Origin of the sequence: Corallococcus sp. AS-1-6 (assembly GCF_020037015.1) — a bacterium.
Lineage (GTDB): Bacteria > Myxococcota > Myxococcia > Myxococcales > Myxococcaceae > Corallococcus.
The window spans coordinates 153,505-172,192 of sequence record NZ_JAIQDE010000010.1; the positions used below are offsets into that span (position 1 = coordinate 153,505).

General features: G+C 70.9%; 17 protein-coding genes. 9 read left to right on the forward strand and 8 right to left on the reverse strand.

The window, feature by feature from the left end; genetic code table 11:
• Positions 1-123: 123 nt before the first annotated feature.
• Both K8612_RS16100 and K8612_RS16105 read left to right on the forward strand, forming a co-directional pair.
• The gene (locus K8612_RS16100; RefSeq protein ID WP_223762888.1) at positions 124-1,140 is read left to right on the forward strand and encodes an alcohol dehydrogenase; all 1,017 of its coding nucleotides are present in this window, start codon (positions 124-126) and stop codon (positions 1,138-1,140) included.
• 37 nt (positions 1,141-1,177) lie between these two features.
• Positions 1,178-2,707 (forward strand): M28 family metallopeptidase, encoded by a 1,530-nt coding sequence (locus K8612_RS16105; RefSeq protein WP_223762889.1) that lies wholly within the window; start codon positions 1,178-1,180, stop codon positions 2,705-2,707.
• Between the two features lie 65 nt (positions 2,708-2,772).
• Here K8612_RS16105 and K8612_RS16110 read toward each other — a convergent pair whose 3' ends face one another.
• Both K8612_RS16110 and K8612_RS16115 read right to left on the reverse strand, forming a co-directional pair.
• The gene (locus K8612_RS16110; protein ID WP_223762890.1) at positions 2,773-2,973 is read right to left on the reverse strand and encodes a hypothetical protein; all 201 of its coding nucleotides are present in this window, start codon (positions 2,971-2,973) and stop codon (positions 2,773-2,775) included.
• A 162-nt stretch (positions 2,974-3,135) separates the two neighbouring features.
• Positions 3,136-5,214 carry a sodium-translocating pyrophosphatase gene (locus tag K8612_RS16115; protein WP_223762891.1) on the reverse strand — a complete coding sequence of 693 codons (2,079 nt, stop codon included), beginning with the start codon at positions 5,212-5,214 and terminating at the stop codon, positions 3,136-3,138.
• A 326-nt stretch (positions 5,215-5,540) separates the two neighbouring features.
• Between K8612_RS16115 and K8612_RS16120 the strand changes: the two genes are divergently transcribed.
• A complete protein-coding gene (locus K8612_RS16120; RefSeq protein ID WP_223762892.1) occupies positions 5,541-7,040 on the forward strand; it encodes a hypothetical protein in 1,500 nt (499 codons plus the stop codon).
• A gap of 9 nt (positions 7,041-7,049) precedes the next feature.
• On the opposite strand, the gene K8612_RS16125 is transcribed toward K8612_RS16120, so the two are convergent.
• Positions 7,050-8,636 (reverse strand): alpha/beta-hydrolase family protein, encoded by a 1,587-nt coding sequence (locus K8612_RS16125; protein WP_223762893.1) that lies wholly within the window; start codon positions 8,634-8,636, stop codon positions 7,050-7,052.
• Positions 8,637-8,915: 279 nt separating this feature from the next.
• Here K8612_RS16125 and K8612_RS16130 point away from each other — a divergent pair, with 279 nt between their 5' ends.
• The 4 genes from K8612_RS16130 to K8612_RS16145 all read left to right on the forward strand — a co-directional run bounded on the left by K8612_RS16130 (position 8,916) and on the right by K8612_RS16145 (position 12,312).
• Positions 8,916-9,494, forward strand: coding sequence for a hypothetical protein (locus tag K8612_RS16130; protein ID WP_223738094.1), 579 nt, complete (start codon positions 8,916-8,918; stop codon positions 9,492-9,494).
• 9 nt (positions 9,495-9,503) lie between these two features.
• On the forward strand, positions 9,504-10,754 hold the full coding sequence (locus tag K8612_RS16135) for a c-type cytochrome (protein ID WP_223762894.1): 1,251 nt from the start codon (positions 9,504-9,506) through the stop codon (positions 10,752-10,754).
• A 110-nt stretch (positions 10,755-10,864) separates the two neighbouring features.
• Positions 10,865-11,536, forward strand: a complete 672-nt coding sequence (locus K8612_RS16140) for an SDR family oxidoreductase (RefSeq protein WP_223762895.1) — start codon at positions 10,865-10,867, stop codon at positions 11,534-11,536.
• On the forward strand, positions 11,536-12,312 hold the full coding sequence (locus tag K8612_RS16145) for an SDR family NAD(P)-dependent oxidoreductase (protein ID WP_223762896.1): 777 nt from the start codon (positions 11,536-11,538) through the stop codon (positions 12,310-12,312). The genes K8612_RS16140 and K8612_RS16145 overlap by 1 nt, the downstream gene beginning before the upstream one ends.
• Here the strand turns inward: K8612_RS16145 and K8612_RS16150 are convergent.
• Both K8612_RS16150 and K8612_RS16155 read right to left on the reverse strand, forming a co-directional pair.
• Positions 12,304-12,897, reverse strand: coding sequence for a TetR/AcrR family transcriptional regulator (locus K8612_RS16150; RefSeq protein WP_223762897.1), 594 nt, complete (start codon positions 12,895-12,897; stop codon positions 12,304-12,306). The two genes, K8612_RS16145 and K8612_RS16150, sit on opposite strands and share 9 nt — an antisense overlap.
• Before the next feature lie 68 nt (positions 12,898-12,965).
• Entirely contained in the window at positions 12,966-14,057 is a 1,092-nt protein-coding gene (locus K8612_RS16155; protein WP_223762898.1) for a saccharopine dehydrogenase family protein, read from the reverse strand.
• A gap of 175 nt (positions 14,058-14,232) precedes the next feature.
• On the opposite strand from K8612_RS16155, the gene K8612_RS16160 reads away from it, so the two are divergent.
• Complete coding sequence (locus K8612_RS16160; protein ID WP_223762899.1) at positions 14,233-14,934, forward strand: hypothetical protein; 702 nt, start codon at positions 14,233-14,235, stop codon at positions 14,932-14,934.
• Between the two features lie 12 nt (positions 14,935-14,946).
• On the opposite strand, the gene K8612_RS16165 is transcribed toward K8612_RS16160, so the two are convergent.
• Positions 14,947-15,477 (reverse strand): hypothetical protein, encoded by a 531-nt coding sequence (locus tag K8612_RS16165; RefSeq protein WP_223762900.1) that lies wholly within the window; start codon positions 15,475-15,477, stop codon positions 14,947-14,949.
• Between the two features lie 68 nt (positions 15,478-15,545).
• Between K8612_RS16165 and K8612_RS39560 the strand changes: the two genes are divergently transcribed.
• Positions 15,546-17,306: an RCC1 domain-containing protein gene (locus K8612_RS39560; protein WP_223762901.1), complete on the forward strand. Its 1,761-nt coding sequence runs from the start codon at positions 15,546-15,548 to the stop codon at positions 17,304-17,306.
• 6 nt (positions 17,307-17,312) lie between these two features.
• On the opposite strand, the gene K8612_RS16175 is transcribed toward K8612_RS39560, so the two are convergent.
• Positions 17,313-17,858, reverse strand: a complete 546-nt coding sequence (locus tag K8612_RS16175; RefSeq protein ID WP_223738085.1) for an AAA family ATPase — start codon at positions 17,856-17,858, stop codon at positions 17,313-17,315.
• A 43-nt stretch (positions 17,859-17,901) separates the two neighbouring features.
• Entirely contained in the window at positions 17,902-18,684 is a 783-nt protein-coding gene (locus K8612_RS16180) for an alpha/beta hydrolase (RefSeq protein ID WP_223762902.1), read from the reverse strand.
• Positions 18,685-18,688 lie beyond the last annotated feature (4 nt).

The window sequence follows — 18,688 nt, forward strand, 5'->3', positions numbered from 1 at the left end:
GCTCGCTGGACGGCCCATCTGACCAGGCCCTCTCCTCCCTGCCCGCCCACCGGCCCGGCGTCCTTCCTCACTCCGTGTGCGCCCGCACCGCGTCATCCCCATCCCTCCCCCCGAGGAGACGCCATGGCCAGGAAGATGAAGGCGGTGCAGGTACAGAAGGCGAGCGGCGCGCTTGAAGTCGTCGAGCGCGAGGTCCCCGAGCCCGGCCCCGGGCAGGTCCGGATCGCGGTGGAGGCGTGCGGCGTCTGCCATAGCGACGCCATCACCAAGGAAGGCTGGATGCCCATCCAGTATCCCCGGGTGCCGGGCCACGAGGTCGTGGGGCGCATCGACCGGGTGGGCCCCGGCGTGACGGCCTGGAAGGAGGGACAGCACGTCGGCGTGGGCTGGCACGGGGGCCACTGCGGCCAGTGTGTCGCGTGCCGCAGCGGCGACTTCGTCACCTGTGAGAAGCAGCAGATCTGCGGCATCAGCTACGACGGTGGCTACGCGGAGTACCTGGTCGCGCCCCAGGAGGCGCTGGCCCGTGTTCCCGAGGGGATGAGCTCCGAGGACGCCGCGCCCCTGCTCTGCGCGGGCGTCACCACGTACAACTCCCTGCGCAACATGGGCGCGCGGCCGGGGGATCTGGTGGCGGTGCAAGGCATTGGCGGCCTGGGCCACCTGGCCATCCAATACGCCAGCAAGTTCGGCTACCGCACCGTCGCCATCTCACGTGGCGCGGACAAGAAGGCCCTGGCGCTGGAGCTGGGCGCGCACGAATACCTCGACACGGAGAAGGGCTCCCCGGCGGAGGCCCTCCAGAAGCTCGGGGGCGCGCGCGTCATCATGATGACCGCGTCGAGCAGCAGCCTCGCGGGCGCGCTGCTCGGAGGCCTGGGACGCAACGGCACCCTGCTGCTGCTGGGCGCGGGCTCGGAGCCCATCCCCGTGAGCAGCCTGTCCATGATTGGAAAGCGCACCCGCATCCAGGGCTGGCCCAGCGGCGCGCCCCAGGACTCGCAGGAGACCATGGCTTTCAGCGCGCTGGAGGGCGTGCGCTCGCGCAACGAGGTGTTCCCCCTGGACCGCGCGGCGGAGGCCTACGAGCGGATGATGAGCAACAAGGCCCGCTTCCGGGTGGTGCTCAAGATGCGCTGACTTGCCGGGCGACGGCCGGGGTGGGGATGCTCGCGCCATGTCCCCTCCCCGTCCGCTCCTCCGCCTCGCGGCGCTGTCGCTCGCCCTCGCCTTCCCGGCTTCCTCCAGGTCCGAGGAGGCCCCGCCCTCCGCGCGTGAGCGCGAAGCCGCGCTGCTCGTGGGGAGCGTGCTGGGGGCAACGCCCCTGGTGGAGGACCTGCGCTCGCTGGTGGACGAGGTGGGCGGGAGGGCCACGGGCTCCGAGGCCAACCAGCGCTCCGTGTCCTGGGCGCTGGAGCGCTTCCGCGCCGCGGGCGTGACGGCGCGCGCGGAGCCCTTCCCCATGCCGGCGCTGTGGCTGGAGCGCGCCGCCACCGCGACCGTGCAGGGCCAGGACGTGCGCTTCGCCCCGCGCGTGGCCGCGATGCCCTTCTCCACCGCCACGCCCAGGGGAGGCCTCACCGCGCCGCTGCGGGACGGGGGCCGGGGCACCGAGGCGGACTTCGCGCGCATGGGCCCGAAGGCGCGCGGCGCGTACCTGCTGGTGGAGACGGACGAGCTCAAGGACGTCGACGGGCTCTTTCGCGAGTACGACGAGGCGGCGGTCATCGAGGCCCGCGCGTTCGCCGCGGGCGTGGCCGGCGTCGTCTACATGGGCAGCCGCCCCGGCAACCAGCTCTACCGGCACAGCGTCTCCGTGGGCCCCAGGAACACCCGGCCCATGATGGTGATGGAGCGCGACGGCGCGAAGCGCGCGCTGCGGCTCCTGCGCGCCGGCAGGGCGCTGAACCTCACCGCGGTGCTGGACCTGCGGACGGGCGGCCCCTACGAGGCGCGCAACGTCATTGGCGAGATCCGCGGCACCACGCACCCGGAAGAGGTCGTCGTGCTGGGGGCGCACCTGGACAGTTGGGACCTGGGCGGCGGCGCGCTGGACAACGGCGCCAACGTCGCGATGCTGCTCGACCTCGCGCGGCAGATGCAGCGCCTGGGCCTGAAGCCCGCGCGCACGCTGCGCTTCGCGCTGTGGAACGGCGAGGAGCAGGGCATGTACGGCTCGGCCGGCTATGCGCGCACGCACGCGGCGGAGCTGGACCGGCACACCCTGGCGCTGTCGGTGGACATCGGCTGCGGGCGCATCACCGGCTTCTACACGAACGGCCGGCCCGCGCTGGTGCCGCTGGTGGACCGGGCCCTGACGCCGGTGGCGGGCCTGGGCCCCTTCACGCAGGTGGACGTGCCGGTGGTGGGCACCGACAACTTCGACTTCATGATGCACGGCGTGGCCAACCTCATCGCCAACCAGGAGCCGGCCACGTACGGGCCCAACTACCACGCGCGCTCGGACGAGTTCGAACAGTGCGACGCGCGCACGCTGCGCGCCAACGCGGCCGTGGTGGGCGCGCTCGCGTGGGGCTTCGCGACGATGGAGGAGAAGCTGCCCCGGCAGAGCCGCGCGGAGGTGGAGGCGCTCGTGCGCGACACCGACCTGGGCCAGCAGATGAAGTCGTTCAACGTCTGGGAGGAGTGGACCGCCGGCACCCGGGGGCATCCCCTTGAAGGGAAGCCCGCACAGGCACCGCGCTGAAGCGAGCGGACATCCAGGCCCCAGGCCTCCCACCTGGGGACCGGGCCCGGTGAACTCAGAGCGCTTCAGAGCGCTGCGGGCTGCTCCTGGTGCATCCGTCCTTCCACCTGGCGCTGGATGACCAGCAACTGGTCGAGCCTGCGCTTCAGCTCCTCACGCAGCTCGAGCTTGTCGGTGCGGACGATCTCGTCCCGCAGGGCATCGGCGCCCTCGGCCAGCACGGCGTGGAGCAGGTGGATCTGCGGCTGGGAGAACTCCAGGACCATGGGACACCTCATCGTCAGGAGAACAGCGAGCGGCTCACACGAAGTGTAAGCACGCGCTCGCCCACTGCCCCTGAAGCGGCCGGCATCGCCTGGCCGGGTGTCTGGTCTGCTACACCCAGGGTGCGGCGCCCCGAAGCCGGGTGGCCGCACCCCAGGAGGTGCTCAGCGCAGCGCGATGAGCGAGGCCACGAGCAGCGACACGACGCTCATGACCTTGATGAGGATGGCCACGCCCGGGCCGGACGTGTCCTTGAAGGGGTCGCCCACCATGTCGCCCACGACGGCGGCCTTGTGGACGGCCGAGCCCTTGGCGTGGCCCGGCAGCTTGCCCTTCTCGATGAACTTCTTGGCGTTGTCCCACGCACCGCCCGCGTTGGCCATGTAGAGGGCCATGGTGGCGCCGACGACGAGCGCACCGGCCAGCAGGCCCGCCAGGGCGAGGGGCCCCAGCACCCAGCCCACCAGCGGCGGGGCGACGATGGCGACGAGGCCCGGGAAGATCATCTCGCGCAGCGCGCTCTTGGTGGAGATGTCGACGATCTTCTTGGGGTCCGGCTCCGCCTTGAGCTCCATCAGGCCGGGGATCTCACGGAACTGACGGCCAATCTCCTCCACGATGGCGCCGGCGGCGCGGCCCACCGCGAGCATGGTGGAGGCGCCCACCAGGAACGGCAGGATGGAGCCCAGCAGCAGGCCCACGATGACGTTCGGGTTGGTCAGCTCCAGGCTCATCTCCGCCAGGCCGTTGGCGACGCGGGTGTGGTTGACCTCCAGGTTGAACGCGGAGAACAGCGCGATGACCGTGAGGGTCGCGGAGCCGATGGCGAAGCCCTTGCCGATGGCCGCCGTGGTGTTGCCCACCGCGTCCAGTTCGTCGGTGATGGCGCGCACGTCCGGGCCCAGGCCGGACATCTCGGAGATGCCGCCCGCGTTGTCGGAGATGGGGCCGTACGCGTCCACCGTCATCACGACGGCCGTACCGCCCAGCATGCCCACCGCCGACAGCGCGATGCCGTACAGGCCGAGCGCGCGGTCCGCGATGTACGCCACCAGCGCGATGGTGGCCATGGAGATGCCCACGCTCTCCATGCCGACCGCGAGGCCGCGGATGAGGTTGGTGCCGGCGCCCGTGATGGAGGCCTCCGCGATGCGCTGCACCGGCGTGGAGGACGTGTAGTAGTCCGTGACGAGGCCGATGATGGCGCCGCCGAAGGCACCGGCCGCCAGCGCCACCGTGATGGACTGGGACAGGCCGAACACGTTCATCAGCACGAACGACAGGCCCACCAGGATGACGGGGGGCATGATGAGCGCGCTGCGCAGCACCTGCGCGGGGTTCATGTGCTTGAGCGCGCGGGCGATGAAGATGCTCAGCAGGCTGACCACCAGGCCGATGGCGGACAGCACGAGCGGGAGGATGACGCCGGCCAGCTTCGCGTTGCCCGTGGCGTTCGTGTCCACCACCAGGCGGGAGAGCTCCGTCGCGTTGGCGGTCAGCGCGATGGCCATGGCGGCGACGATGGCGGCCACCATGGACTCGTAGATGTCCGCGCCCATGCCGGCCACGTCGCCCACGTTGTCACCCACGTTGTCGGCGATGACGCCGGGGTTGCGCGGGTCGTCCTCGGGGATGTTCTCGATGACCTTGCCGGCGATGTCGGAGCCCACGTCCGCGGCCTTGGTGTAGATGCCGCCGCCCACGCGCGCGAAGAGCGCGATGGAGCTGGCGCCCACGGCGAACGAGTGGAGGATGGGGGACAGCTCCGGGCTGGAGCGGAACACGTAGTAGACGACGCCCATGCCGACGAGGCCCAGGCCGGCGACGGCGAGGCCCATCACGGCGCCGCCGTCCAGCGCGACGAGCAGCGCGTTCGGCTTGGAGCCGGTGCGCGCGGCCTGCGCGGTGCGCACGTTCGCGAACGTCGCGGCCTTCATGCCGATGTAGCCCGCGAGCAGCGACAGGAACGCGCCCGCCACGAAGCTCGCGCTCGCGACCGGGCCCAGCGCCAGGCCGATGACGATGGCGACGACCACGCAGTAGACCGCGAGGACCTTGTATTCGCGGACGAGGAACGCCATCGCGCCTTCGCGGATGTAGCCCGCGATGCGGTTCATCGTCGCGTCACCTTCGGGGAGCCCCTTGACGCGGAAGTAGAAGAACGCAGCGAAGAGCAGACCGACGGCGCCGATGACGCTCGGTGCGATTGCCCAGAAATTCGATTCGAGACTCGACAACTCCATCCGTTCCTCCAGAGCAGTCCCGGGGGCCTCCGACTGCTCGCCCTGCGGATCGCTCGCGTGCCGCGCGAAATGTGCGGAGGGCCTATACGTGATTTCAGGGCAAGCGGGGAGCCTCCTCGGAGCGGTCGGCCCCACCGGGGTCCTTGACGCGGGAGGCGCCCCCAGGCCGCCAGGGGGACCACCGGAACCCGTCGAGTGAATCGAAGTGCCCGGATTCACTGACGATTCATCCCCATGAAGGGGCCGGCGTGGGGGGGGCGGCGCCCCTTGCGTCATGCAGGGGGTGGCTGTCCTTCCGCCCGGTGGATGTGCCAGAAGGCGCCGCCATGGGCATTCGCTTGGGGCTCCTCGGGTTGGCATTGGCGTTGTTTTCGGGCTGTACGGCGAGCCGGGCCCTGTGCCCGGCCGAGGGTGGCCGGCCCTGGCGCGAGGTGAAGAGCTCGCACTTCCGCGTGCGCACGAACCTGGAGGAGCCGGCGGCGGCGCGGACCGCCGTGGAGCTGGAGGAGTTCCGGCGGGCGCTGCTGCTGGCCTGGGGCGCGGGCTTCGACCCGCCGGGCACGGTGGACGTCATCGTGCTCGGCAATCCGCGCGACCTGGAGGAGTTCACCGACGCGCGCTACGCCGGCTTCGCCGGCCAGACGCCGGACGGGCCTCGGATGGTGATGACGGGAGGCGGCGGCTACCTGCTGGCGGACTCGACGGGCGACAAGGAGACCCAGGCCCACGAGTTGGCGCACTACCTGAGCGCCTTCGCCCTGCCCCGCCAGCCCCGGTGGATCTCCGAAGGCCTGGCGTCCTACCTGCAGACCGTCACCATCCGGCCCAGCGACCGCAACGTGGTGCTCGGCCGCGCCAGCCCGGCGCTGCTCCAGTACGTGCGCGCGCACGGCTGGCTCACGCTGGAAGAGCTGTGGCAGTGGGACGGCCAGACGAACCAGGGCACCGCGGAGCTCCAGCGCCACTACGCCTCGTCGTGGCTGTGGGTGCACTACCTCATCAACGAGCACGGCGAGCGCTTCGACACCTTCCAGAACCAACTGGCCCGGGGCGAGGACCCCCGGCGCGCCTTCACGGCCGCCTTCCAGGGTGACACCACGTATCAGGCCGCCCTCGCGAACTACGTGCAGCTCGGGCGCTACGCCATCTCCACCCAGCCCCTGCCGCCGGTGCCCACGCAAACCCAGACACGCGGACTGGAGCCCGCGGACGTGCACGTCATCCGCTCCATCCTCTTCACGCAGGCCCCGGGCGACGTGCCGCCGGCCGAACGCCAGCGCAAGGCGGACCTGGAGCTGGATCAGGCGCTCAAGGAAGATCCGACCCACGTGGAGACCCTCCGGCTGCGGGCCGAGAAGCTGGACAAGGCCGAGCGGCTGAAGCTCGCGCGGGAGCTGGTGGAGAAGCATCCGGAGGATGGGCGCGCGTGGGACCTGCTCGCCAACGCCCTGGAGGCCAACGCGGACCTGTCCGCCGCGCAGGAGCAGGCCCGCAAGCGCGCCGCGGAGCTGCTGCCGGACAGCCCCTCCGTCCAGAACAGCCTGGCCTGGTACTACGTGACCACGGACCAGCCCCAGAAGGGGTTCGCCCCGGCCCAGCGCGCGGTGCGGCTGATGCCCGGCAACGCGGCCATCCTCAACACCCAGGCGGCGTTGTTCTTCCAGACCGGGCGGTGCAAGGAGGCCGTGGCCATGGGGCGGCGCGCGCTCGACATGCTCCACGAAGGCGTTTCGGATGCGACGCGCCAGGACTTCAAGCGGATCGTCAACGTCTTCGAGACGAAGTGCGTCTCCGCTCCGGCCGCGCCTTCGGCGAAGGCCGAGTAGCCCCCGGCCTCAACGCGCGAGCAGGAGGTCCCGCAGCCGTGCCGTCTTGTCCGCGCTCCAGCCCTCGGGCCGCAGGAGCGCGGCCCAGCCGTCCACGTGCTCGGCGGTGTAGACGTGGCCGTGGCCCGCGGGCACCTCCATGCCCAGGGGCAGGTCCGCCGTCACCTGCCAGAACGTGACGAAGGGGATCCACACCATCTGGTCCAGGACGTCATCGCCTCGCGGCTCGCGCAGCCAGTCCGGCCGCTTCACCAGGAGCCGGGGGCTCCACCAGATGATGGGGTCGGAGGGGTGCAGCAGGTACAGCACGCGCGAGTCCCCCCACGGCTCGGACGCGGGCGGGATGTTCGTCCCCGGCCTGCGGCTGAAGCGGACGATGCGGCCCTGATGGTAGATGGGCTCCACCTCGGGGCTGCCCGGGTCCCGGTGGTCGGTGAACGCGCGATACAGGGTGTTGAAGTTCGGCGGCCCCACGAAGAGGACTCCGTCGGTGCGGTTGGCCATGTCCCGCTCGCCGCTGAACGCGGTCTCTCCGCCGTAGGAGCCCAGGCTCTCTCCGAACACCAGCAGCTTCGGGCGGTGGCCGGGAGGAAGCCGCGACCAGCGCTCGTAGACCTCATCGAAGAGCGCCCGGCCGGATTCCCGGGCCCGTTCCTGATCCACCAGGACGGAGAGCCACGACCACAGATGCGAGTACTGCATGGCGACGATCGCGGAGTCGCCGCCGGTCATGTACTCGAAGGCGTCCACGGCCTCCGGCACCACCCAGCCACTGCCCGTGGTCGTCACCACCAGCAGGTACGCGCGGTCGAAGCCGCCGGCCCGCTCCAGGTCGTCGACCGCGAGCGCCGCGCGGGCCTCCGCGTCCGGCGCGGAGGCGAAACCCGCGTACGCGCGGATCGGCTCCTTCACCGCCGTGCCATGGAAGCGGGAGAGCTCCTCGACCGAAGGCCCGCGTCCGATGAAGTTGCGCCCTTCCCTTCCCAGGAACTCCCAAGCGATGCGTGAGCCCGGGCCTCCGGAGCGCAACGCCGTGCGCGGTGGGACCACGCCCTCGTCGGTCATCGAGTCCTGCACCGCCAGGGTGCGATCCGCCGCGCTGATGAGCCCGTCCCACAGCAGGCCGCTGGCCACCAGCGCGGTGAGCGCCACCACGGCCAGTCCGCTCGTCACCCGGGCCGCGCGAGGGCCGATGTGTCTCGACAGCCAGGTGGCCAACGCGCGGGACGCGCCACGCAGGCCACGCGCCATGGCGATGGTCACGAAGAAGAAGACCGCCGCGACGAAGGGGGCGAGCAGATATCCCGCGCGGCCCGGTGAGGGCATGCCCATGAGCTCCCGCAGGCGCTGTTGCCAGTGCCAGCCGAGCAGCAGCGCGCCCGTCAGCGCCACGGCGGCCGCGATGAAGAAGCCCTGCCATGCGCGACGACGGGGCGTCCTCGCGGGGCGGTCCGCGAACTCCCGCCAGAGCCAGGCGCCCAGGCACCCGAGCCCATAGCCGATGGCCGCGCTGAGGCCGCTGACGAATCCCTGGAACGGCCCGCCGCGCGGCAGCAGGGACGGCGTGAAAGCCAGACAGGCGAAGAGGAGCGCCACCCAGGATCCCGGCAAGGTGTAGCGGAGCCAGCGAGGCCAGGTCCGGCTGGCACGTCTGGCATGGCGCACCTCGGCGGGTTGCTCGGCGTGGGTGAGGAAGTGCTCCATGCGAACTCCCCTCGGGTGCGCCAGCCCTCCAGAGCGCACCTCGGAGGGTAGGCCCCAGGACCGCTCCCCAGCAGCGAGCGCACGCCGCGCCCGGCCCGGTGACTGCCAATGGGTTCAGCCGCCAGGTGGGCCCACTCGCACTCGCGGCGAAGTGCCTGATAGCCTGACCGGATGCTTCCCCGCGCCCTCGCTCCCATCCTGTTCGGTGCCCCGGTCCTGTGGCCGCTGCGCGCGCTCGCCTGCATCAACTCGATGGACCACGCCCCCAAGGACTTCAGTCAGTCCTATGGGATGGACCTGGTTTTCTGGTCCGTGGGCGCGGTGTTCATGAACCGCGTCGTCCTGCGCAACGTGTGGGGCCCGGCCGTGAAGGGACAGCCGGGGCCGGCGGCGGCGCGCAAGGCCTTCTTCGTGGTCGTTGGCGTCGCGCTCCTCCTGCTGCTGGAGGCGGTCTCGGTGGGGGGGCCGCTGCTCAACTTCAGCGCGCGCGACTTCTCCGCGTGCGTGATGAGCCTCCCCAACCTGGTGGTGCTGGTGGCCAGCCCCGTGGTGCTCTTCCTCATGCAGGCGGCGTTCTTCCACGGGCCGGGCAAGCGGAGGTTCGGCGATACGGGAACCCGGCCCCTCGTGGCCCTGGTGCTCACGTCCGTGGTGCTGGTGCTGGGATTGGGGATGGCCCGGGAGCACCTCGTCCTCCCGCATCTCTGCGAGAACCCGTCGTGGGGGTTCGTGGACACCGACGTCTACTGATTCCGCCCCGTGGCCGTGCGCTCGTTTCCATTCGCCTCGCTCGCGGGCCTGGCCCTCGTGGTAGCCGTGGCCGGCGGTGGCTACGTGCTCGTCCGTGACGCGGACGTGCTGGCGCTGCGCCTGCCGACGCGGGTGCTCGCCCCCACGAAGCACGCACCGGAGACTCCACGGGAGGCCGTGGAGCACTTCCAGTGCAATCGCTGTCACGTCGTCCCCGGACTGGAACCGGTGTCCGCGCGCCTGAGCGAGAACTGCGTCACGTGCCATCAGGCCATCACCGCGGGGCGGCTGGACCTCTGGTACAAGCAGGCGGAGGTCGAGCGGTGGAAGGGACACCTCACGCACCTGGTGAGGACCCCGGACCTCGGCTCGCTGGGCCAGCGGGTCAAGCGCGAGTGGCTCGTCTCCTGGCTCCAGGCGCCGCACGTGGTGAGGCCGCTCTACGGCGCCACCATGCCCCGGATGAAGGTGGGCCCGAAGGACGCGGAGCTGCTCGCGGACTACTTCGCGGTGACCGAGCAGGACTCGGCGGAACCCGCGAAGGGTGATGTGGAGGCGGGCCGTGCGCTCTACGCGGAGCACGCATGCGCGAGCTGTCACTCCCGGGGCGACTTCCCGCTCGCGTCCCTGCGCTACGGCGCGCCGGAGTTCAACAGCCCCTCGGCCCGGAGGCGGGCCCCCGACCTGCGCCACGTGCGCGACCGCATGTCCCTGGCGCAGTTGCGCGAGTGGCTGACGGATCCGCGCCGCATCCTCCCCGACACGGAGATGCCCGCCTTCGCGTTCACCCCGAAGCAGGTCGAGGATCTGGCGGCCTTCCTGCGCGCGCCCCTGCCCCAGGTGGCCGCCGAGCCACGCCCCCGCTACCAACCCAAGAGGCTGGAGCGCGAGGTCCACTATCCGGAGGTGGCGCGGAAGCTCTCACGGCACCTCTGCTACCACTGCCACTCCGACATGCGGCGGCCCGGAGATCAGGGACCGGGGAACACGGGCGGGTTCGGCTATGACGGGGCCTCGCTCGACCTGGCCACGCGGGCCGGCATCCTCCGGGGCGTCCAGCGCGACGGCCGGTTCCGAGGGCTCCCGGATCGACTGGAGGACGGGACGCCCCGGCTGGTGGCCGCGCTGCTCGCGCGTCAGGGAGAGCTGGACGGGCACTTCCAGCCAGGGGTGCTGGGCATGCCCCTGGGCCTGCCGCCCATCCCCGAGGAGGAGATCGATCTCATCTTCACGTGGATCGAACAGGGCGCGCCCGAATAGCCCGAAAGCGGATTCTCACCCTGCCTCTGAGTATTCCTCCTTGGCGCGCATTCCATGGACTAGCCTGCCCATGCGCCTCGCGAGGATGCACACGGGGAAAGGCAACGCGCTTGAGCACTCGGAACGTCATCGTCATCGGAGGGACGGGCGACATCGGCCGCGCCGTCGTCCACAAGCTGCGCGCGGAGGGCCTGCGCGTGGTGTGCGCCGCGAGTGACGTGACGACGGAGACAGCGGACTGCCTGCACGTGGATGTCACGCGCGAGGACTCCGTGATGGCGCTGTTCAAGCGGGCGGAGGCGGAGACGGGTCCCGTCGAGGTCATGGTCAACTGCGCGGGCGTCGGGGTCTTCACGCCGCTCCACGAGACGTCGCTCGAGGACTGGCAGCGGACGCTCGACGTGAACCTGACGGGCACGTTCCTGTGCGCGCGCGAGGCCTTCCGGCGGATGAAGCCCCGGGGCGGCGGGCGGATCATCCACATCGGGTCCGTGAGCGACCACCTCACGCTGCCCATGAACGGGGCCTACGCCGCGACGAAGCATGGCGTCCGGGGGCTGACCGGCGTGCTGAACGAGGAGGGCAAGGCGTTCGGCATCCGCGCCACGCTGCTGTCGCTCGGTGCCGTCTACACCGCGTTCTGGAAGTCGCGGCCGGAGTTCAGTCCGGCCGACATGCTCGCCGTGGAGGACGTGGCCCAGTGCATCTGGGAGATCGCGATCAAACCTCCGAACGTGCGGATCGACGAGATGCGACTCGTCCCGCCGCAGGGAGTCCTCTGATGCAGACGCAGCCGAAGGCACCTGTCGCTGTCGTCACCGGGGCCAGCCGGGGGATTGGATCGGCCATCGCCACCCTGCTGTCCCGGAACGGGTTCGAGGTGGTCCTGGTGTCCCGCGATGCTGGCGCGCTGGAGCGGCTCCAGGACCAACTGAGCGCGGCCGGGGGCCGTGCGTGGCCGCTGGCCTGCGACGTGGCGAACCGGGACGAGGTGGAGTCCGCGCTCGGCCGGCTCGAAGCGAAGGTGGGCGTGCCCCAGGTGCTGGTGAACAACGCGGGCCTGGGCGGGCCGTTTCATCGCGCGGACGAGGTGAGCGTCGCCGAGTGGAATCTGCTGTTCGGCGTGAACGTGGAGGGCGTGCGCAACCTGTGTCAGTGGGCGCTGCCGCGGATGAAGGCGGAAGGCCATGGGCGCATCGTGAACGTCGCGTCCATCATGGGCCTCTTTGGTGGCGCCCAGTCGTCCACCTACGCCGCCACGAAGCACGCGCTCGTGGGCTACTCGAAGGCCATCGCCGCGGAGTGGGGAGCGTACGGCATCACCTGCAACGCGGTCTGCCCTGGCTACATCGAGACGGAGATGCTGGCGAAGGCCCCCTCCTCCTCCCGCCAGCGCTTGCAGGAGCGGATCCCCGCGAAGCGCTTCGGGACGCCCGAGGAAGTCGCGGGGCTGGTGGCGTTCCTCGTGGGGCCCGCTGGCGGCTACGTCAACGGGAGCGCCCTGGTGATGGACGGCGGGCTGTCGTCACATCTGGCGTCCGACCTGCCGTCATTCTGAGCCTGGAAGCAGCACCTGCTCCAGCAGCACGCGCAGCTCCTGCTCCAGCCCTGGCACCGATGCGCCGCGGAGGTTCCCGGCGCCCCGGAAGAGGGACAATCCTTCGAAGAAGGCGACCAGCAGGGCCGCTCTGCGCTCCCTGCGCGCCGGGGTGAGGTCGGGAGCCAGCTCCCGCAGCAGCTCCACGACGCCAGCGCGATAGCCGGCGTAGAAGACCGTGAGCGCGTCGGCGACCATGGCGTCCCGCGCGGCCATCGCCCACAGCTCCGCGAAGAACTGGCATGCGTGCGGTGAGTCCTGATCCTCCAGGACGGCGTCCACGGCCAGCCAGAGCCGCTGCTCTGGTTCGCTGCCTCCACCCGCCATCCGCTCGCGGACCCGCTGGAGGGCCTGCTCCAGGTAGCGCGCCAGCAGTGCCCGCACCACGTCCTGCTTGGTGGGGAAGTAGTACTGGAGGTTCCCCAGGCTCAGCCCCGCGCGCTGGGCCACGACGCGCAGGCTGAGGCCCGCGTAGCCGTCCCCCGCCAGGACCTCCATGGTCGCGTCGAGGATGCGCTCCACGCGCTCGGTCCCCTTGGCATGCACCGCGGTCCCCTTCCGGGGGTTTGGCGAGGGAAGCGTCCCGGGGACCTTCTTGCTCGTGCGGCGGGCCATCACGCCGCCTCACGCGCCGGACGCTCGTCGATCCGGACCTCGACACCGCAGGCGCGCAGGGTGGCCAACGTCTCCTCGGGCCGGGACTCATGCTCCGGGAACCACACGCCCGGGGATGGCGGCGGCGCGCCGTCCAGTCCCAGCAGCCGCTCGGTGCCCAGCAATGCTCCCACGGCGGTGAGGTGGGCCTGTCCCCGGGGATCCACGACCTCCACGCGGACCTGTCCTCGCTCCCCCTCCACGTCCGCCACCCACGCGGCTTCGCCCCCCGTGTTGCTGCCGGTGAGCAGCGCCCGGCGCAGCGACGTCCAGCGGGGGTGCTGGAGCAGCCGCAGGATCCCCAGCCGCTGGAGTGCGACGAGCGTCCAGGTCGCGAAGCCCGAGTCGAAGCCCAGCCGCGTCGTCACCGTCCGCGCGCCCAGTACGCGGGGCAGCGTCGCCTGTTCGGGCGTGTCGAGCCGGAAGACCTGGGTGTCGCGTCCGTCGGAGAACCTCACCCGCCGGCCGTCCGTCAGCGGCAGCACGTGTCGCTCCTGTCCGTCCTCCATGACCTCGAAGGACAGGCCCAGCCGGTCCATGTATTCCAATGAGTCCGGCCCCGCCTGATCCGCGAGCGCGAAGCGGATGGCCACCTCCACCCGCTCCAGGCGCCCCACCTTCCGCGCGGCCATCGCCACGAGCCGGGGAACCAGCCCCGCCATCCACGCGGATCCGAGCAACACCGGCGCGCCCGGCGTCGCCCCTGAGAGCCGCAGCACCGTGGCCTTCAACCGGGACGTCCACCGGGTGATGTCCAGCACGGGGACCCCTGCGTGCGACGCCGCCAGCAGCAGCGTGTCCTCCGGATCATTCACCAGGGACAGCACGGCCCGGGGCTTCCTCCCCAGCGCCGCCAGCGCCCGCGGAGAGCGGACATCCAGCGCGACGCCCTCCGCCCGCCCCAGCCGCGCGGCCAGCTCCCGAGCGGGCGCCTCCCGGCGTCCCGCGATGACCAGCGGCAGGTCCGGGTAACGCGACCTCAGCAACGCGGCGAGCTGCGCCCCCACCACCCCATAGCCCCCCACCAGCACGACAGGACCCTCGGACTCCATGGCGACTCCCTTTCATGACCCGCCCCGGATATAGGTCAAGTGACCTATTTTTCGCATGACATTCGTTTTCTGCTTCGCGTCTCCGGCGTCCCGGGTGCGCGGCACACCTACGTCGCCCCATTGAATAAATCGCCCGGCTGCACGTCAGGCGGTCCATTCCACCGAGAGGCTCCCCATGCGCAGGACGATCGTCGCCCTCCTTCCGCTGTGCCTGCTGGCTTTCGGCTGTGAGAATTCGCGGCACGCGCAACGGCTGGAGCGGCGCGAAGCCATCCGTGCGGCCCACCTGCGCAACCTCCTCGGCGCCGCGACCGGCTTCGAGGACACCCACTGGAGCATGAGCCCCGATGAGGTGCGGGCACACTACCCGGAGGCTGTCGTCGTGGATGGCGGCGGGCTGGAGCTCCAGACGGAGCACTGGGGCATGCCCGCGACGGTCCGCTTCTTCTTCGCCCAGGAGAAGCTCGCGACGGTGACCCTCTCCCTCGGCGCCGCTGGAGATCTTCGCGAGGCCCACCACGGCGTCGCGAGCATGCTTCAGACGAAGTACGGCGATCCGTCTGAAGCCCGGGACTCGGCGAAGGAGGCCGCCTATCAGCGGGCCGTGTTGAGCGTGCTCGCCAGCCTCGCCTTCGTCGCGGAAGCCGTCCAGGCGGTCCAGGAGCAGCGGCCGCACGATGCCCCATCCCCGGCCCTGTTGAACGATCAGGCCGCCACGGATGCCGAGGACGCGTACTGGGACACCCAGGAGTACACGCTGCTCAGCCGCTGGAACACCTCCGCGACGGTGGTGAGCCTTCTCGGGAGGCGGGTCGGTGACCGGCAGGGCCTGGCGCTCTCGTACGTGAGCACGGTGCTGCGGGCAGGCTCCATCTAGCGGCCCCTGACTTCAGAGGAAGGCGCAAGGGGCGAGCCGGAAGCGGGCCTGGACCACGGTGGGCTCTCCGTCCGGCTCGCTGAAGAGCAGGGCTTCCACCGTGTACTCCCCCGGCGGCAGCGGCTGGCCCTCCCGGTCCTTGAGCTCGAGCCGGGAGCGCAGGGTCTGTGTCCGCACGACGTGCTCCTGACCGGCCGACTGCCGGCTCACCACCCACCCCTCGCCATTCCGGATCTGGAGCCCGGCCACGCGCAGCCCTTCCTGACGCTCCGGCTCGGACGGGAACTCCAGCTCCAGCGATGTCTCGATGACCGACACGCTCCCACTGGCGTCCCGCGTCCCCTGATCCTCCGCTGGAGGAAAGGCAATCAACGTCCGATTCAGGCGGAGGACCGCGAGGATGCGGTTGGCCACCCGCGCCTTCGCGAAGGACTGAAGCCCCGCGCTGAACTGGCGTGGCCCCGGGCAGCAGCCCGACAGGCCCAGCCCCTGGAGGAGCACGGCCATCGTGGTGACACCCGCCGGAATCCACCTGCGTCTCATGACCGATCCTCTAGATCCTGGGGCTCCCACGCCCGTTCATACGCGCGAACCGTCGAGAGGTTTTTTCCGTGCCGACATCAAGCGTGCGCTGCCTGCTGGGAACCCTGCTCCTGTTGTTCGCCAGCTCCGCCCTGGCGGAGGAGGTGTCGTGGGGGAAACCGGTGCGGGGAGTGCGGCTCGGCCTGACCCTCGTCCCGAGCAGCGGGCCGCTGCCCACCGAGGTGGAGCTCGAGGTCCTGGCACACAACACGACCTCCGCGCCCCAGCAGCTCCCCGTCGAGGCCTGCGGCACCGTGCGCTGGACGGCCTTCACCCTGCTTCACGTGCGCACCGCCAACGGGCGCGTCTACAGCCATCCCATCGCTGGCCTGATCGATGTCGCCGATCTCCATCCCCATGGGCCGGTGAACCTCGCGCCGGGTGAGACGCTCCGGGAGCGGTTCTCCTTGAAGCATGTCGTCGGCATGCCGACGGAGCGCTCCAGGGACGCGGAGCTGTGGACGCTCCTGGAGACGCCTCGACAGGTGGAGCTGTGGGTGGAGCTCGTGGACAGCGCTGGCGTTCCTCGCATGCGGAGCGGCCACCTGAAGCACCGCCTGGGGCTGCCCGCCACGAAGGAGCCCGTGCGGGAGGGGCGCTGCGTGGCCCGGATCGCCGCGGGAGGCAATGCGGCCTGTGCGCTCCTTCGCGACGGCACGCCCTGGTGCTGGGGCGTCAACCCGCCTGGAGCTCACGGCGCCGGGGAGGACGGCCAGGACACACGTCGGCCGTCACCGCTGCCGCTGCTGGCTGGGAGTGCCATCGAGCTGGGCATGGAACACGGCATCGCGTGCGTGAGCACCCGCACCGGAGCGGTGTACTGCGCGGGAGGCAACCTCGACGCCTCCGAAACATCCTACGGAGCGCCGGGCGGACATCCCGTGCGCGTCCAGCGCCTGGAGGGCGCCACGGGACTGGAAGGAGCCCAGTGCGCCAGGCTGACCGATGGCGCCCTGGCGTGCTGGAGCCTGCTCGGGCCCCCTCCACCCAGCTCCGAGGGGCTCTTCGCGAACCGTTGGAAGGAGTCCGCGCCAGGGGTCGTCCAGGTGGCCAGGGGCGGCGGCTTCACCTGTGCGCTCCGGCGGGATGGAGCGCTGTGGTGCTGGGGCGCCAATGAGAGCGGGCAGCTCGGCACGGGAGATGACACACCCCACGCGGGACCGGTCCGGGTCTCCGCGCTCCCGCGAGAGGTGGTCTCCGTCGCCGCGGGGATGAGCCACGCGTGCGCGGCCCTGCGCGACGGTTCCTTGTGGTGCTGGGGACGCAGCGAGTACGGCGCACTGGGATTGGGCGAGGTCCGCACCCGAACCGGGCCCACCCCCATCCCCGGGATGAGCGAGGTGGTGCGCGTGGCGGCGGGCTACCAGAAGACCTGCGCCTGGAAGAAGGATGGCTCGCTCTGGTGCTTCGGAGACCTGCTCATGGATGCGCCTTCCCCAGCGATCGCGAGGACGCCGGTGGAGATCAAGGAGCTGGACCACCCTGTCGAGGAGGTGGTGTTTGGCTTCCGCCACACCTGCGCGCGCACCCAGGGAGAGGTCGTCTGCTGGGGCGAGAACACGGAGGGCCAGAGCGGCGGTTCCGAACTTCGCGCGCTCTCCTCCCCCGCTAGCGTATCGGGCCTCCCAGGTCAGGCCGTCGCGCTGGCCGCCGGAGACGCCTTCACCTGCGCCATCACCACCGAAGGCTCAGCCTGGTGCTGGGGACGCGGCACCGAAGGACAGCTCGGCACGAAGCGCAGGCACTCCAGCGCGCGCCCCATTCGCGTCCTGCTGCCCTGCCCGGGTTGAAACGCTTCAACGCCCCGCCATGGACCCTAGGCGTTCGAGGACCTGGGAAACCCGCGCCGCGCCAGACCCGTGGACGGAGAGGACCTCCACTCCCAGCTCGAATGGATCGTCGAGCAGGATCCACGCGAGCTTCTCGTCCACCGCCCTGCGCAGTTGGGAATCCTCGTGTGCGGGGACGCGGATGCGATCGCGCTCCTCGATGGGGACGAAGACGACGAAGTCCAGGGTCTGGAGCGTGGAGCGGATCCGGGCCAGCCACTCCTCGGCGTCGAACGCATCGGAGTCCTCGTGCGTCAGGAGGTACCCGAGAAAGTCGAGGGGGCAGCGATCAAACAGGACGTTTCGCGTGTCCTCTTCTTCGAGCAGCTCCAGGGAGCGACGAAGCTGCGCGACGAAGTCCTCCAGGGACGGGGGAGACGCGAACTCGTACCCCTCTTCTTCGAGCAGGTGGTACGGCTCGTCGACGAGCCGATATCCCGAGAGCCGCTCCCCCAGGTCTTCGATGAGCGTCGACTTGCCCACGCGGTGCGTGCCACTCATTGCGATGCGCATGCGTGCCGGACTCCCTGCTCTCTGTTGACCTGCCCCCATGAACCTATGGCAGACGCTGCGCCTCCAACCAGCGGCGGACCTCGTCCAGGTACTCGCGTGGCAGCGCGTGCCCGCTGTCGAAGGCCCGGCGCGTCTTGTGCTTGGAGGGCGAGGCCTTGAACAGCTTCTGGGTGTCCTCCTCGGTGGAGAAGGGATCGCGGTTCGCGGTCAGCAGCAGCCAGGCCTGATGAACCTGCCCCACCCGGTTCACCGGTGCGGCGTCGCCCAGCACGGGGTCGACATGGGGCGGCACCATCGTCACCAGGTGGGTGATCCGAGGCTCGCGCGAGGCCAGCAGGAGGCCCACCTGGGCGCCCATGCTGTAGCCGGCGACGAGCACGCTCGGCGGCTTCTTGCCGTTGGCGAGCACTGTCTTGAGGAGCGCCTGGGCATCACGCACGGTGTCGACAATCATCGCCTGATACGGACCGGCGTCCCCCGCGTGCGCTCGCTTCGCGAGGGCTCCAGGCCGCGCGTCGGGGGTCGCTCGCGCGCCGTGCCGTCTCGCGTCCATGAGGTAGACCCGAAAGCCGGCGCTCCGCAGGTGCTCCATCAGGGCGCCCCCGAAGGTCGGCTCCGCCTCCGACAGCCAGTCGTCCTTGCTCCGGGTGAGGCCGTGCAGCAGGAGGGCCACGGGCGGATGGGCCCGCTCCCCTTCCGGCTCCAGGACCCATGCGGGAATCCGCTCCCCATCCTCCGCGCGGACCTCCATGGGGACCGGGGGACTCGCGGCGTGGGCCACGGAGGTGGCCAGGAGCATCAGAGCCAGGAACAGCGAACGCGTCATCACG

Excerpts from the sequence above, each read along its gene's own strand:
- K8612_RS16100 (WP_223762888.1), top strand. The coding sequence starts at position 124 with ATGGCCAGGAAGATGAAGGCGGTGCAGGTACAGAAGGCGAGCGGCGCG.
- K8612_RS16105 (WP_223762889.1), top strand. The coding sequence starts at position 1,178 with ATGTCCCCTCCCCGTCCGCTCCTCCGCCTCGCGGCGCTGTCGCTCGCC.
- K8612_RS16110 (WP_223762890.1), bottom strand. The coding sequence starts at position 2,973 with ATGGTCCTGGAGTTCTCCCAGCCGCAGATCCACCTGCTCCACGCCGTG.
- K8612_RS16115 (WP_223762891.1), bottom strand. The coding sequence starts at position 5,214 with ATGGAGTTGTCGAGTCTCGAATCGAATTTCTGGGCAATCGCACCGAGC.
- K8612_RS16120 (WP_223762892.1), top strand. The coding sequence starts at position 5,541 with ATGGGCATTCGCTTGGGGCTCCTCGGGTTGGCATTGGCGTTGTTTTCG.
- K8612_RS16130 (WP_223738094.1), top strand. The coding sequence starts at position 8,916 with ATGCTTCCCCGCGCCCTCGCTCCCATCCTGTTCGGTGCCCCGGTCCTG.
- K8612_RS16145 (WP_223762896.1), top strand. The coding sequence starts at position 11,536 with ATGCAGACGCAGCCGAAGGCACCTGTCGCTGTCGTCACCGGGGCCAGC.
- K8612_RS16155 (WP_223762898.1), bottom strand. The coding sequence starts at position 14,057 with ATGGAGTCCGAGGGTCCTGTCGTGCTGGTGGGGGGCTATGGGGTGGTG.
- K8612_RS16160 (WP_223762899.1), top strand. The coding sequence starts at position 14,233 with ATGCGCAGGACGATCGTCGCCCTCCTTCCGCTGTGCCTGCTGGCTTTC.
- K8612_RS16165 (WP_223762900.1), bottom strand. The coding sequence starts at position 15,477 with ATGAGACGCAGGTGGATTCCGGCGGGTGTCACCACGATGGCCGTGCTC.
- K8612_RS16175 (WP_223738085.1), bottom strand. The coding sequence starts at position 17,858 with ATGCGCATCGCAATGAGTGGCACGCACCGCGTGGGCAAGTCGACGCTC.
- K8612_RS16180 (WP_223762902.1), bottom strand. The coding sequence starts at position 18,684 with ATGACGCGTTCGCTGTTCCTGGCTCTGATGCTCCTGGCCACCTCCGTG.